This is a genomic window from Limnohabitans sp. TEGF003, from assembly GCF_055395455.1.
Genome location: NZ_AP029225.1, coordinates 2,576,849 through 2,591,125 on the forward strand (window position 1 = coordinate 2,576,849; position 14,277 = coordinate 2,591,125).

Consider the following 14,277-nt stretch of genomic DNA (forward strand, 5'->3'; position numbering starts at 1 on the left):
ACTGGTGCATGCCACCATTCGCGAGCAGGGGCTCGCTCCCACAACAGATGAAGCGCGGCGTTTTGTGGGAGGCTGCCCCTGCGGCCGAATGTGTGAGGTGGCGATGTGGCCATTCGCGAGCAGGGGCTCGCTCCCACCACAGATGAAGCGCGGTGTTTTGTGGGAGGCCGCCCCTGCGGCCGATTGTGTGAGGTGGCGATGTGGCCATTCGCGAGCAGGGGCTCGCTCCCACGACAGATGAAGCGCGGTGTTTTGTGGGAGGCCGCCCCTGCGGCCGAATGTGTGAGGTGGCGATGTGGCCATTCGCGAGCAGAGGCTCGCGCCCACTCAGACCAGCGTCCACCACTGCACCAGGCCACTGGCCCGCACGCTGGGGCGGTGGATGGCGCCCTCCAGCAAGCCCGCTTCGGCTTCGATCAAGGTGAATTGCTCACGCGCCCGCGTGATGCCCGTGTAGACCAACTCCCGGCTCAAGACTTCGGCACCACCGGGCGGCAGCACCAGCACGGTGTGCTCGAACTCAGAGCCCTGGCTCTTGTGCACGGTCATCACAAAAGCGGTTTCGACATGGGGCAGGCGCATCACGCTGACCGAGCGCAAGGCCTCGCCATCCAGGAACCAGACCTTGAGCTTGCCCTCGGTGTTGGGCAGCACCACGCCCACATCGCCGTTGAAAACGCCCAGCTGCGCGTCGTTGCGGGTGACCATGACCGGACGCCCGGCAAACCATTCGCCCGTGACTTTCAGCAGACCGTCGTCAGACAAGGCTTTTTGCACAGCGGCATTGAGTTCTTGGGTGCCCCAGTCGCCCTGATGCACCGCACACAGAATGCGAAAACGCTCGAAAGCCTTGAGCACGCTGCGCACCCAATTGGCATGGATTTCGGCGTCTTGCCCGCTCGAAACCTGCTGCATTAGGCGCAGGTAGTCGGCGTAGGAGGGTTTGTCTTGGGTGCCCAAGGCCAATGCGCAGACGGCTTGGGGTGTGGAGGGCTGCAGCGCTACCAGAGCGCTGGGTTCGTTGTGGTATGGGTCTTCGGCGGGCTTTCGCGAGCGGGGGCTCGCTCCCACAGAAGACAAGAGAGTGGCACGGGCGGCATCAGCGTCACCCCGATTCACGGCCAGGGCCAATTGGCCGATGGCGCCTTTGAATCGGCGGCTTTGGCGCAGCATCACAGTTTGCTGTGCCAGCAAGGGCGCAGCGCCCCCAGATAGGTACTCGGCAGGCAAGGTCTGCCCTGCCACGGTCTGCACGAACTGCGCGGTGCCTGCGCTGTAGCGGCCTGCGGCAGCATCACGGCACAAATCGCCCAGCACCGCCCCCGCCTCCACCGAGGCCAGCTGGTCCTTGTCACCCAGCAGCACCAGCCGCGCCTTGGGGGGCAGCGCCTGCAGCAGCGCGTCCATCATTTCCAAATGCACCATCGAAGCTTCGTCCACGATCAGCACGTCCACATCGAGCGGATGGGCCGCGTGGTGCCTGAACTGGCGCGTGTCGGGGCGCGCGCCCAGCAGAGAGTGCAAAGTACGGGCCGGTCCCATGCGGGCGATCAGCGTGTTCAAGTCGAGGCCGCTGCCTTCTGGTACTTGATCTTGCAGACTGGTGAGTGCGTTGTCGATGGATTGCTTGAGCCGCGCCGCCGCCTTGCCGGTGGGTGCAGCCAATGCCACACGCAGCGGGCTGCCCTCCTCGTGCAGTGCCAGCAGCAGTGCCAGCAAACGTGCAGCGGTGTAGGTCTTGCCCGTGCCCGGCCCACCGGTGATGACCGACAGACGCGCACGCAGCGCCACGGCACAGGCCACTTTTTGCCAGTCGGTGTCTACAACCTGAGCGCTGGGCGCAAAAAAGCAGTCCAGCCAGCGGCGTGCCGCCGCCTCGGGCACGGGCAGCGGTTCGCTGGCCCGTTGCAGCAGGCCTTGGCCCACACGCTTTTCATAGCCCGCATAACGGCGCAGGTACAAGAGCGGTGCATCAGCGCTGCCGCCCAGCACGAGAGGTTGGCCCTGGTCGGGCGCATCGCTGTGGCGCATGCAGGCCTTGGAGGATGTCGCCCCTTGCAGAGCGGCTTGCCAATCGGGCAGCGTGGCGGGCAGGTGCGCCCAAAGCGCTCGCAAGCCTTGCGGCCCGTCCACCGCCATGGTGGGCCAGCCCAGCAAGGCCACAGGGGGCGCGGACAGGTCAGCCAAGGGCAGGCAGGTGTGGCCGCGTCCTTCCATTTGCGCAAGCATGGCCGCCGCCACCAGCAGCGCAGGGCTGGCCTGCGCATCGAGCCGCAGCAGTTGGGCTGCAAGCGCGCTGTCGATGTGGCGCAGCAAACCCTGCTCGGTCCACAGCTGCAGCCATTGCAGCGTTTGCGCAGCGCTCAAGCCTTGGGCGGGCAAGTCGTTGAGCCAGTCCATTTGAGTGACGGGAACAGACACCGTGCGGGAGGACTTTTTGAAACTCATGCTTTCACCTCGGCGCTCAGCATGGCGTCCAGGCCATCGAGCAATTCGATCGGCGCAGGCAAAGTGCAGCAGCCGCCCGCAGGCCCGTCGATGCCACGCAAGAACAGGTACACCGCGCCGCCCAGTTGCTGCACCGGATCGTAAGCCTCGCCCAGGCGGGCGCGCAGCAGACGGTGCAGCGCCAGCATGTAGAGCGCGGCCTGCACCTCATAGCGGTGGTGGGCCATGGCCTCGGCCAGAGCCTGCGGCGTGTAGGCGGCGTCGTCTGCGCCCAGGTGGTTGGATTTGTAGTCGAGCACCCAGTAACGGCCTTCGTGCTCGAACACCAGATCGGCAAAGCCCATCAGCATGCCGTGCAGCTGCGCGTCGGGCAGTTGGGGGCGGCTCACGCCAGGCAGCAGGTGCTGCTGGCACAGCGCATCCACCTCGCGGGCATGCAGCCGCTCGGCGGGCAGCCAGAACTCCATCTCGGGCAGCAAGGTGCCCAGCGCATTGAGCGGGCTGCCTGGTCCCCGCAGGGGCTGCGCCACCACACGGGTGAGCCACTGCACCACATCATCGGCTTGGGCTTTGTAGCCTGCGTTGTCGCAGCGCTTTTTCAGGCGCTCGGCCTTGGGTGCGTCGAGCAAGAAACCATCGGCAGCCAGCCATTCGAGCTGGTCGTGCAAAAAGTTGCCTGCGCTCGGGCCTTTGGCAAAGCGGTGCCAGGGGGCTTGTGGGCCAGCCTGTTCGGGCAGCGCCTGCGCGTCCACGGGCGGCTCGTCGTCGGCGGGACGCGGCGTGGCCATGTGCAACACCGTTTGCGAAGCCAGGTCACGCGTCAGGCGTGAGAAGCTCGCGATCGTCCACGACTTGTCGATGCGGGCGGTGCAGCTCAGCGCGTCACGCAGTTCGCTGGTGTGGGCAGGCCGCTGCCAGACAGTCAGTGGCACTTCTTCGCTCGCGCTCACCAGTTGCACCGACAAGCGCTGCTCATCTGCATCTTTTTCCAGCGCTTGCAGCTTGGGCAACCAGTCGGCGGCCTCGAATTCCAAACCGCCACCCAGCAAATGGCCTGCCGCGCTCTGGTGGTTCACACATGACTTTCCACCCTGCCGATTGACCGGGCTCCAGCCGACCCACAGCGCATGCCGCGCCCGCGTGAGCGCCACGTACCACAGGCGCAGGTCTTCGCGCAGGCGGTCGTGGTCTGCGAGCTTTGTGTCGTCTTTGTCAAAGTCCAGCGTCCAGACCCGCTCGCCCTCCCCGTCGTCCAGTTGCAGCACCGGGGTTTTGTGGGCTTCCAGCATGCGGTGGCTGTGCGCAAAGGGCAGGCACACCACCGGGTACTCCAGGCCTTTGCTGGCGTGGATGGTGATGACCTTGACCAGGTCTTCGTCGCTCTCCAGGCGCACGGTCTGCTCTTCGCTGTCTCCAGCGCCGCCCGCGTTCACCTCGTCGATCTGCTGGGCCAGCCAGCGGATCAGGGCCTGCTCGCCGTCGAGTTGGCTGCTGGCGGTCTGCAGCAGTTCAGCCAAGTGCAGCACATTCGTCAGGCGGCGTTCGCCGTCGCTCTGGCCGCGCCAGCGCCCGGCCAGTTGCAGCACATGCAGCGACTGGCGCAGCATGGCCAGCACGCCCTGCCCTTGCCAGACCATGCGCAACTCGCGCATCTGCTCGGCGCGTTGGTCCAGCAACTCATCTTGCGTGGCCAGGTCGTACAGCTCGGCGAGCGACAGGCCCACCGTGCGCGTGCCCAAAGCGGCGCGCACGCGGCGCATGTCTTGCGGCTCGGCCACGCCGCGCAGCCACAGGCACAGGTCGCGGGCTTCGTCGCTGGCAAACACCGAGTCGCGGTCGGACAGGTACACCGAGGCCACGCCCCGCGCACGCAAGGCGTCGCGCACGGCCGCGGCCTCTTTGCCTGTGCGCACCAGCACAGCGATGTCTTTGGGTTGCAGCGGCTGGTCGCCCTTGTCGGGCGTGGCAAAGCGAGCCTGCGGATCGCTCAGCCAGGCCACGATCTGCTCGGCGCACAGGGCTGACAGATGCGCCAATGCGTCGCGTGCACTGCGCAGTGTGGCGTCATGCACCACGGTCATGGCCTGCACAACGCCTTCGCGGGTGGTGAACACTTCACTGCGGCCCTTGGCTTTGACGGGCTGGAAAGGCAGCGGATCTTCATCGCCACGCTGATAGCCAAAGGCGTCTTTGGGGATTTCAAACCAGCGGTTGACCACATCGACCACTGCTTTTGTCGAGCGGTAATTGGTGGCCAGCACATGGTGGCGGCCTGTGGTGGCGCTGCGTGCGGCCAGATAGCTGTGGATGTCAGCCCCACGAAAACCGTAGATCGATTGCTTGGGGTCCCCGATCAGCAGCAGCGCAGCGTCTTGCCGGTTCTCGGCCGTGCGGTAGATGCGGTCAAAGATGCGGAACTGCAGCGGCGAGGTGTCCTGAAATTCGTCGATCATCGCCACCGGGAACTGCTCGCGCAGGCGCTGCGCCAGGCGCTCGCCCGATTCGGGGTCGGCCAGCGCCACATCGAGGCGCTGGAGCATGTCGGCAAAACCGAACAGACCGCTGCGCCGCTTGAGCTCGGCCATGCGCTGCAGCACATGGGTGCGGGCGTGCAGGCGGGCGGCCTGCGCGGGGTCGGGCAAGGCCAACAAAGCCGTTTGCAGATCGGCATAGGCTTGCGATTCGGGCGGCAAGTCCACGTGGGCTTCGCCGGGTTTGCGGCAAGCCAGCAAACCCTGTGGTGTGAAACGGTCCCAGCCAGTTTTCATGGTGGTTTGCAAGACCTTGCCGTCTTCCGGGCCTTGGGCCCAGGCTTTGAGCACCTCCAACCAAGCCGCACAATTTTTGTAACTCAGCTTACGGCCGTCCCAGCTGGACTTGTGGTGCGCCAGTTGCCCCTCAATCCATCCCAGCAAGTTGTCGGCCTTTTCAACCCACCCCTGCTTGAGCGCCGCCAGTTGCGCATCACGCTCGGCCAGCGCCGCGCCGAAGACCTGCGCCAGCGTGCCGGGCGCAGGGTCAGCCAGCGGCACCGCCATCAGCGCACGCATGTCCTGGTCGAGCGCGGGCACGTCGCGCCAGACGCGCTGCACCTGTGCCACCAGCGGTGTGGCCATGGGGTAGAGCTGCTGACGCCAGTAGTCCTGCACGGCCTCCAGCCGCAGCGCGGCTTCGTCGCCGACCAGCTGCTCTTCAAACAGGCTGCCGCTGTCAAAGGCGTGCTCGCGCAGCATGCGCTGGCACCAGGCGTCGATGGTGTAGACGGCCGCATCGTCCATGGCCTGCGCGGCCAGCGCCAGTCGGTACGCTGCCTGTTCGCGGGGCTCGCCTTTGGGGTATTCGCTGCAAAGCTGCTTCAGAAAAGGATCGTCCGTTTCAGCGATGCCCCGGAATACCTGCGCCGCCTCGGTCAGGCGGGCGCGGATGCGGTCTGACAGCTCACGCGTGGCGGCGCGGGTGAAGGTCATCACCAGCACGTCTTGCGGCAGCATGGGGCGCACGGGTGCGCTGCCCGCATCGCCATGGCCCAGCACCAGTCGCACATACAGGGCGGCAATCGTCCAGGTCTTGCCCGTGCCTGCGCTCGCCTCGATCAGGTGGCTGCCGCGCAGCGGAAAGCTGTGGGGGTTGAGGGCGTGTGCGGTGCTCATGCGTCTTCCCCTTCGTCGTCTTCAGACGCATCTGGCAAGACCTCGACTTCAGCCTCCGCAGCCCAAGCCTTGAGCGGCGCGTACACCGCCTGCGCCAGCCGATCGAGTGCGCCCGTGGCCAGCAAGTCCTCCACCGTCGGGTAGGTGCGGGCCAGCGCAGGGTCTTTGTCTTTTTCTGCGCTTTTGAACTCGCTGCCCTCATAGGCATCGGCCAGCGCGTTGAGGTTGTCCGGGTCCTTGAGCCACTGCAAGGCCACGCCTGGTGGCAGGGGCAGCGGCCAGCGCATGCCCTCGGCCCAGGTGGCCAGCAGGGTCTGCAACTGGGCGCGAGCAGCCTGCGGGTCTTGCGGGGGCACACGCACCACGGCGTTGCGGCCCACCACCACGCACTTGCATGGTTGGTCCATGGCCGCAGCGGCCAGCGACTGCAGCCAGATGTCGATGAGTTTTTCGGGTCTGGCCAAAGGTGTTTTGGGCTTCAGGTCCGCCACGTCGTTGGCACGCAAACTCAAAAGCATTTGCCCGCCCTCACCCGCCAGCACGCCGCCCAGCGCATCCTGCAAGCCCACCTGCGGATGCGTCTGGTCAAGCAGCACGCGCTCGGCCGCTTTGGGGTAATCCGCGCGCTCGCGCCATGCGGCGGCCAGCTGGGTCTGCAGGATGTGGGTGAGCTTTTGCGCTTCGAGCGTGCCCACCCCCGCCAGCGGCAAAGCCCCGGCCTCACGCAAGTGCTGCACCACACGCGCCGCATGGCGGGGCAGTTCGTCTGCACTCAAATCCGAGGGCACGTGCTGCAGTTCATGGTCGAGCAACTGGTACAAGTCCAGCCCGCCCAGGCCAAACAGTTCTTCGTCGTGAAGCTCGCTGCGTTCGTCATCCAAATGCACCTGCAGCCGCTCTCTGAAAAACGCACCCACAGGTTTGCGCAGGAAGCGGGCCAGTTGCAGCAAGGTGATGACGGGCACGCCGTTGGCGGACTCCAATACCGGCAACAAGCCTGCATACCCTGTGGGAGCGAGCCCCTGCTCGTGAATATCTGCTTCGGGTCCGCAAGCATTCGGCCGCAGGGGCAACCTCCCACCCAAGGCACTGGCTGCGTTTTCTGTGGGAGCGAGCCCCTGCTCGTGAATATCTGCATCGGGTCCGCATGCATTCGGCCGCAGGGGCGACCTCCCACCCAAGGCACTGGCTGCGTTTTCTGTGGGAGCGAGCCCCTGCTCGCGAATGTCTGATGAGGCCAAAGCAGAGGAGCACTCTGCTGCAGGGGTGGCCTCCCGCTGAAGATCCATTTGCGCCGCCCGCCACTCCTTGGCATAGGTCTGCAGCCCACTGCCCGCTTCAAAATAAGCGCGGCTGAAGGGTTGCAGCGGGTGCACCGTGGTCAAGTTCATAGCGGTGTCTTTGCCCCAGAGCAAGTCGATCTCGTCACGCAGCTGAGACACCAGCACCGAGGGCGGTTGCTCGCTGTTGTTGCGCACGCTGCGGCCGCTCCAGCTCACGTACAGCACCTGCCGCGCTGACAAGAGCGCTTCGAGCATGAGTTGGCGGTCGTCGTCGCGGCGCGAGCGGTCGCCGGGGCGCGTCATGCCGGGCAGGCCCATCAGGTCAAAGTCGGCACGCGGGCTGCGGCGTGGGTAATCGCCGTCGTTCATGCCCAGCAGGCACACCGCCTTGAACGGGATCGCCCGCATCGGCATGAGCGTGCAAAACGTCACGCCGCCAGCGCGAAAGCGCTGCTCCAGTCGGGGCGCCTTCAAAGCTTCAAGCCAGGCCGATCGGGCCACGGCCAGCGGCACAGCCTCGGCAAAACCCGCTTCGTCGCAGGCGCGCACCCAGTCGCTGAGCGCCTGGTCGAGCGCCGCCAGCGCATTGCGGTCGTTGTCGTCTCGCGGCTTGAACAGGTCCGCCAGCATGGCGCGACAGCGCTCGGCCCACTGCACGGGCGTGGCGCTTTGTGTGCAGGTTTTCCACCAGTCAATCAAGGCCTGCAGCAGGTGCGCCAGCGACCCGGCCAGCTCGGCGTCCAGCCCACCTACTTCCGGGTAAGGCGACACGCCCAATGAAACGCCATCGTTCACCGGGTCGGCCCCGCAGGCATAACCCATGAGCATGCGCTGCACGCCAAACAGCGCCGAGTTGTCGTCGCCGCACACGCCCAGCCCCAAGCCCGCACGGTGCTCGGCCGACAGGCCCCAGCGGATGCCCGAGCCCGCCATCCAGCGCGTGAGCGTGGGCAGTTGTTCGTCCTTCAGGCCAAAGCGGGCAGCGAGCGCGGGCACTTCAAGCAACTCGACCAGCTCGCTCATGCGGCTGCGCTGCTGCGGCAGGGCCAGCAACCATTCGACCGCATGGATCAACGGACTGATGGCCTGCGCACCCAGGTCGGCAATGTCAAACGGGATGAAACGCGCATCGCTGCGCTTGTATTGACCAAACACGGCGCGGATCGCCGGGGCCATGACTTCGATGTCGGGCACCATGACCACCACATCGCGCGGCGACAGTGGTTGATCGCCCGGCGGCGTGTGGAACCACTGCAGCAACTGGTCGTGCAGCACTTCGAGTTCACGCACCGGGCTGTGGGCCACGCTGAAGGTGACCGAGCGGTCGCCCTCGCGCAGCGGCACCGCCGGGGTGCCCGAGCTGGACGGCTCCAGGTCGCGGATGCGGCGCTGCAGCTGCGCGAGCAAACGCGTGCCGTCTTCGCCAGGCACATCGTCAAAAAAGTCCAGGCGCGGCCACTGCGTGACTTGCTGGGCCGCCTGCAGGTCGTCAAAGGCGTCGAGCTGGCGGATGAAGTCGCGCCCTTGCCGCCCCCATGCGGCCAGCAGCGTGGGCGCGTGCAGGTGCATCTGCGCCAGCGGCAAAGTGGCCAGCGCCTCGCCCCGATAAGCGTGACGTCGCCGCTCGGCCTGCAACCATTCGCGGCCATCGATGATGTCGCCCCAGTGGTACTGGCACGGGTTGGGCACGGCCAGCAGCACCTGGCTGTGCGCGGCCAGCGCTGCCAGCATCTCCAGCAGCTGCCCCGGCATGTGACTCATGCCAAACACCGACACGCGCCGCGCCACGGGGCTGGCCAGCGGCTGGCCCGACTGCAGGTGCGCCAGCGCCCGCGCATGCAGCGCGGGGCGTGTGGCTTGGCGCTGGCTGTCATCCAAAGTGTCGAGCACGCGCCGCCACAGTTCGGCCTGCCAAAGCTGGTCATCGCCCAGTTCATCATGCCCAGCGGCTTTGCGCAGCACGTTGCGCCCGGCGGCCCAGTCCTGCAGCCAGTCGGGGCGGTAAATCTGGTACTGGTCAAACAGGTCGGCCAGTCGGCTGGCCAGTTGCAGCAGGCGGTCGGGCTCGTCGCCTCTCAAGAAACCCGCCACGGGTTGGAACACGGGATCACTCAGGCAGCCGGGCAGCAAAGCCATTAACCGCCAGGTCATGGGCAGCTTGTCGAGCGGTGAGTCGGGTGGCACGTTCTGCGTGCCCAGCACCTGCCGGTAGGTGCGCCACAAAAAGCGCGAAGGCAGCTCCACCCGCGTGGCCGCGCACACCCCACCTTGGCGGGCCAGCTCGATCTTGATCCACTCGGCCATGCCGTTGCTCTGCACCAGCACCACTTCGCTCTCGAGCGGCAGCAACGGGTGCGCACGCAGCCAAGCCGTGAGGGTGTCGGCCAGCACCTCGGAGCGGTGGCTGTGCAGGGCGATGAAGCCGGGCGAAATGGCAGGAATGGGCATGCAGGCGGGAAAAGGAGCGGAGAACGAAAGCGTCAAGAATAGCCGCAATCTAGCCCCACGCAGGCTCAAGGCGCGAGCCTGTGACTGCTGATTTTTTAAGCACATCCATCCAAGCCAGTCAGGATGCGCCCCGGCACAGTTATTCATGGACTTATCCACACCTTTGGGCACGGGCTTTGGGGGCAACCTTGCCCGACCTGCGAACAGGGCTAAAAGTTCTTGAACATGCCCATCCTTTACAAAATCGATAATCGCTCTGCTATTCTTAAACCGATTCGCATCCCCGCTTTTTTCTCATTTCGTTTTTCAGGAGTCACCATGGATTCATTCAGCATTTGGCATTGGCTCATCGTCATCGCCGTTGTCCTCGTTGTTCTGCTGGCAGGCAACCTCGTTGCTAACAAAAGCGGGGCCTTGGTCGTTAAAAAGTTCTTTGTCAGCCCCAGCCCACGTGATGACGGTGTTTACGTCGAAATCATCGGCCGACAAAGTGGCCTGATCGCTTGGTTATTTGCGCTGCTCAAGATTGACCCCACGCTCGAGATGCGTGTTCGTCATGACAAGGTGGAATACATGGCCGCCAGTTTTTCTGGTTTCGAGCGTGTCATCTTGCCCATCCACTCCGTCAGCTCCGTGTTTTTTGGTGTGGTTCGCCCTTGGCTGAAAGCGTTGACCTGGCTTCTGGTTTTTCTGGCGGGTGCCTACGCTGCCGCCGAAGCGGGCAGCACCGGGGCCGTGATTGGTCTGACCCTGGCAGGTGTTGTGGTCGCTGTTTTGATCTTTGTCCTAGGACGCGAGCGCAGCATTGGTTTCACCGAAATGACCGGAGATGACTACGCCTTGCGTTTGAAGCGTTCGGTCATCGAAGGGCAGGAAATCAGCGAGGAGCGTCTGGCCGAAATCGCCGCCATCATCATTGCACTGCTGGACGCGCACAAGAAAGCCGACTGAGCCATGCTGGAACACAACACACCGCGCAAAGCCCCCACCCTGTCTCTGGATGAAAAAGTCGGCCACACCCTGCAGCTGACCGCCGAGCCAACAGGCACCCTGCGCAACGCCTCCTCGACCTGGGTGGCCACGGCTCTGTTCGGGCTCATCGGTCTTGCCGCCTCTGCATTCCTGATCCCCTTGAGTCAGGGGCAATTCCAATCGCCTTGGACCGCAGAGCTTCGGTCAAGCCTTCCCGCTTTGTGGGGCGCGGATGAAGAACCCGAAGCCAGCGTTCAAGAGGCCACGCAAACGAGCGAATCCACATCAGAAGTGCCTGCATCGGACGTGGCCGAGCTGATGGGAAAACTCAAAGGCAAATATTGCTTCAATTACATGCCCACTGGCGACGATCCCGGCGCACGTGATGCCTTCGCAAAACTCTACTGGAACAAACTCAATGCAGAGCTGACCCAGCTGACGGAAGACCGCCTGGACGTGTGCTCACCGTTTGCTTACCAGACCCCTGAAGTTCTGGTGGGTGGAGGCTGCCAAAAAAGCAATTGCGGCTCCAATGACGTGACCTTCTACATCAACCGCCAAGGCAAGATCGCCATGGACTACCGCGTTGAAGGTGAATGCCGCTACGCGGCCGAAGATGGCTTCACGCAAGTCAGCCTTTTGTGCAGCCAATGACACGGCGCGAGGGTTGCCCTGAGGACTTGGCACATGGGGATACACTGACCCGCCGTTTTTGAGCCCACCATGTCTGAAATCGACCGACTCTACCAATACAAGACCTTGCTCAGCTCACGCCGAGTCATGAGCCGAGAAGACATCCTCAACAAGCTCGAAATCTCGCTGGCCACCTTCAAGCGGGACATCGCCAAGCTGCGTGACCAGTTGCACACCCCCATCGTGTTCGACCGGGACCTGGGCGGCTACCGGCTTGAACAAACAGAAAGCACCGAACTGCCGGGCATGTGGTTCAGTCAGGACGAAATGCTGGCCCTCATGACCATCCAAAGCATGATCGTGCAGCTCGAACCCGGCTTACTCGGCCCCAAGCTCAAACCGTTTCAAAAGCGCCTGGACGACATGCTGGCCAGCCAAGGGCTGGATGCCGCCACCCTGACCCAGCGGGTCCGCGCAGTCCATGCGGGCAAACGCCGCCTGCCCCTGACCAGCTTTGAGACCCTGGCTAAAGCGACGCTGGAGCGCAAGCAAGTTCAGGTCGAGCACATCAACCGCCAAAACGGAGAAACCGTGCTGCGGGACATTTCGCCCCAACAACTGGTGCACTACCGGGACAACTGGTACGTGGACGCCTGGTGCCACCTGCGTGGTGGCTTGCGCAGCTTTTCTGTAGACGCGATTACCCGGGCCACCCTGCTCGACAAAGCCAGCAAAGACATTGACCTGATCGCCATGCGCCAGCAGCTCGATGGCGGCTACGGTATTTTTGGTGGCACCCCCAAAGCCTGGGCACAACTGCGGTTTTCGAAAGCACGAGCCGCATGGGTTGAGCACGAAATCTGGCACCCCGAGCAAAAAAGTGTGCGCTTGGCCGATGGACGCTACGAACTTGTGGTGCCCTATGCCGATGAAAGAGAGCTGCTTGGCGACATCTTGCGCTTTGGGGCCGATGTGGAAGTGCTTGCCCCATCCCGCTTGCGCGAACAAGTGCAGGCTGAAATTCAAAAGATGGGGCAGTTATACGGGCGCTGACGCAGCCTGCGCGACGCTCAGACCTTGGGCCTCCAGGGCAGCCACATAGACATCACGCAAAAATTCACTGGCCACGCACACCCGAATGCACTGCAGGTGCGGCGCCAGCGCTGATGCGGCACAAAACACCTTGGCGGTGATCTCTGCCGCCAACTCAGGCGGGAAAGCGAACACGCCTGTGCCAATGGCGGGCAACGCCAAGGCTCGAATGTCATTCTGGTGGGCTGCTTTGAGAGCAGCTTCTATGGCCTGCTCCAAAATTTGGGGTGCATCATCGTGGTTGGTGTACGAAGCCGCCCGCACATGGATCACCCACAGGTTGGGCAGCTTGAACCCCGGCGTGACCAGGTAAGCACCAAAAGCCAAGGGTGCGAAAGGCTTGCAATACTCTTCCAGCTTGGGGCCTGCGGCGGTATGGATGGCGCCAGCCACACCCGAGCCCAAACGCAAATTGGCATTGGCACTGTTGACCACCGCCTCCATGTCGGGTTGCTTGACGATGTTGCCGACGACGACTTCGATCTTCATATTTTTGCTCCTTTGGAGAAGCGAATCTTGAGCCTTCAAAGGCTCAAGACATGAGCCTCACCAATTCGTTGTCAATCATGGACATCTTCCATGGCATCGTCCTGCGTCAGCATCCAAGGGCTCAAGGCTCCCTCCAAAACCCACACATAGCCCCTGCGGCTGAACTGTGTGCCCCACTCTGATGTCCAATCGCAAGCAAACGACCAAAGCACTGCATCAGCAGGCCTTTTGGACACAAAGTCTGTCCAAGCAGCATTCAAGTGCCCAAAGGGCAAATCAGGAACGGCATTCAAAGGGTCTTTGACAAAGCTGGAAGCCTCGACTTCTGCAATCGTTGTCTGGCCAATGAGATCTTCAGGGCGTACCCGGAACACCGCGTCACTTCGGCGCTTGGCCTCACGCTTTTCATTTCTTCGCTCTTTGTAGATGAACCAGATCACAGCAGGCCAAGCCGTCACAACAAGAATTGAACCCAGAGCTGGAGCCACCACTTTTTCCAGAATTTGATCCGTTTTGCTTTGAGTACCGCGCATACTTGCCAAAAGTTGGCTCATATCAGACTTGGGCCGCCGAGCATTCTGGACATACACCCCCAAACCAAAAACCAGGCCAAGACCCAAATAAAGCCACAGCCAGATCATTGATCATCTCCATGGTTAGCTTTGCGCGATGGCCGGGTCGTCATTCCACCGATGCTGTAGCCCTCTGGCGCGTCCTCGTCACCCACGCCGTTGTGGCGAATCTCTTGCTTGACGACCACGCCGTTTTGCAAGGTCAACAAAACATCGCGCTCATAGATGCTGGCGTAGCCCATGTGCACGTATTCGAGACGCTTACCCTGGGGAATGCGCAACGTGCCGGAAAACCAATGGGCGAAGACGCGATGCGCGAAGCCTGGGAAAACGCTCTCCAGGTCCGCATCTTCGCCCGATTTCAAGGAACCATGTAGCGCGACAAGGTACATGCGGTCATTCAGGATTTCCCATGTGCCCACGTAGCCACGCCAAAGGGCCGTGGATGTTGACTCAAAACCCGGGTCGCGGCCCCCCAGGCTGAAGTAGTTGTTCAAAGGGTTGGTCAACAAAGGGACCTTTTGGCCCTCAAATATCAGCTTTTCTGAGATTTGTGCTGTCATTTTGACCTCCATCGTAATTGTCAAAAACCAAAGGCTCACTACGTGAGCCTTGCCAATCAAATTAGAAGCCGCAAGTGAATTTAAATTAAATTAAATATAAATTGATATTAAATTCAAGGGCATTTAT

9 protein-coding genes are annotated in these 14,277 nt (G+C 63.0%); 3 read left to right on the top strand and 6 right to left on the bottom strand.

Annotated elements, in window-relative coordinates; translation table 11 throughout:
- Window positions 1-327: 327 nt before the first annotated feature.
- From recD to recC, 3 genes are read right to left on the bottom strand one after another with little or no spacing between them, the layout of a single operon-like run.
- The gene (recD, locus tag ACZ5RT_RS12245) at window positions 328-2,448 is read right to left on the bottom strand and encodes an exodeoxyribonuclease V subunit alpha (protein ID WP_464452641.1); all 2,121 of its coding nucleotides are present in this window, start codon (window positions 2,446-2,448) and stop codon (window positions 328-330) included.
- Complete coding sequence (recB, locus tag ACZ5RT_RS12250) at window positions 2,445-6,098, bottom strand: exodeoxyribonuclease V subunit beta (protein WP_464452642.1); 3,654 nt, start codon at window positions 6,096-6,098, stop codon at window positions 2,445-2,447. Before recB ends, recD begins: the two co-directional genes overlap by 4 nt.
- Window positions 6,095-9,829: an exodeoxyribonuclease V subunit gamma gene (gene recC, locus ACZ5RT_RS12255; protein WP_464452643.1), complete on the bottom strand. Its 3,735-nt coding sequence runs from the start codon at window positions 9,827-9,829 to the stop codon at window positions 6,095-6,097. Before recC ends, recB begins: the two co-directional genes overlap by 4 nt.
- A gap of 225 nt (window positions 9,830-10,054) precedes the next feature.
- On the opposite strand from recC, the gene ACZ5RT_RS12260 reads away from it, so the two are divergent.
- From ACZ5RT_RS12260 to ACZ5RT_RS12270, 3 genes are all read left to right on the top strand, one after another.
- Window positions 10,055-10,780, top strand: coding sequence for a hypothetical protein (locus tag ACZ5RT_RS12260; RefSeq protein WP_464452644.1), 726 nt, complete (start codon window positions 10,055-10,057; stop codon window positions 10,778-10,780).
- Window positions 10,781-10,783: 3 nt separating this feature from the next.
- The gene (locus tag ACZ5RT_RS12265) at window positions 10,784-11,455 is read left to right on the top strand and encodes a hypothetical protein (protein WP_464452645.1); all 672 of its coding nucleotides are present in this window, start codon (window positions 10,784-10,786) and stop codon (window positions 11,453-11,455) included.
- A 69-nt stretch (window positions 11,456-11,524) separates the two neighbouring features.
- Window positions 11,525-12,487 (top strand): helix-turn-helix transcriptional regulator, encoded by a 963-nt coding sequence (locus ACZ5RT_RS12270; protein ID WP_464452646.1) that lies wholly within the window; start codon window positions 11,525-11,527, stop codon window positions 12,485-12,487.
- On the opposite strand, the gene ACZ5RT_RS12275 is transcribed toward ACZ5RT_RS12270, so the two are convergent.
- The 3 genes from ACZ5RT_RS12275 to ACZ5RT_RS12285 form a co-directional block, all read right to left on the bottom strand.
- The gene (locus ACZ5RT_RS12275; RefSeq protein WP_464452647.1) at window positions 12,473-13,015 is read right to left on the bottom strand and encodes a macro domain-containing protein; all 543 of its coding nucleotides are present in this window, start codon (window positions 13,013-13,015) and stop codon (window positions 12,473-12,475) included. The two genes, ACZ5RT_RS12270 and ACZ5RT_RS12275, sit on opposite strands and share 15 nt — an antisense overlap.
- Before the next feature lie 71 nt (window positions 13,016-13,086).
- Window positions 13,087-13,656: a hypothetical protein gene (locus tag ACZ5RT_RS12280; RefSeq protein ID WP_464452648.1), complete on the bottom strand. Its 570-nt coding sequence runs from the start codon at window positions 13,654-13,656 to the stop codon at window positions 13,087-13,089.
- On the bottom strand, window positions 13,653-14,189 hold the full coding sequence (locus ACZ5RT_RS12285) for a hypothetical protein (RefSeq protein ID WP_464452649.1): 537 nt from the start codon (window positions 14,187-14,189) through the stop codon (window positions 13,653-13,655). The genes ACZ5RT_RS12280 and ACZ5RT_RS12285 overlap by 4 nt, the downstream gene beginning before the upstream one ends.
- Window positions 14,190-14,277: the final 88 nt, after the last annotated feature.

Excerpts from the sequence above, each read along its gene's own strand:
- recD (WP_464452641.1), bottom strand. The coding sequence starts at position 2,448 with ATGAGTTTCAAAAAGTCCTCCCGCACGGTGTCTGTTCCCGTCACTCAA.
- recB (WP_464452642.1), bottom strand. The coding sequence starts at position 6,098 with ATGAGCACCGCACACGCCCTCAACCCCCACAGCTTTCCGCTGCGCGGC.
- recC (WP_464452643.1), bottom strand. The coding sequence starts at position 9,829 with ATGCCCATTCCTGCCATTTCGCCCGGCTTCATCGCCCTGCACAGCCAC.
- ACZ5RT_RS12260 (WP_464452644.1), top strand. The coding sequence starts at position 10,055 with ATGCCCATCCTTTACAAAATCGATAATCGCTCTGCTATTCTTAAACCG.
- ACZ5RT_RS12265 (WP_464452645.1), top strand. The coding sequence starts at position 10,784 with ATGCTGGAACACAACACACCGCGCAAAGCCCCCACCCTGTCTCTGGAT.
- ACZ5RT_RS12270 (WP_464452646.1), top strand. The coding sequence starts at position 11,525 with ATGTCTGAAATCGACCGACTCTACCAATACAAGACCTTGCTCAGCTCA.
- ACZ5RT_RS12275 (WP_464452647.1), bottom strand. The coding sequence starts at position 13,015 with ATGAAGATCGAAGTCGTCGTCGGCAACATCGTCAAGCAACCCGACATG.
- ACZ5RT_RS12280 (WP_464452648.1), bottom strand. The coding sequence starts at position 13,656 with ATGATCTGGCTGTGGCTTTATTTGGGTCTTGGCCTGGTTTTTGGTTTG.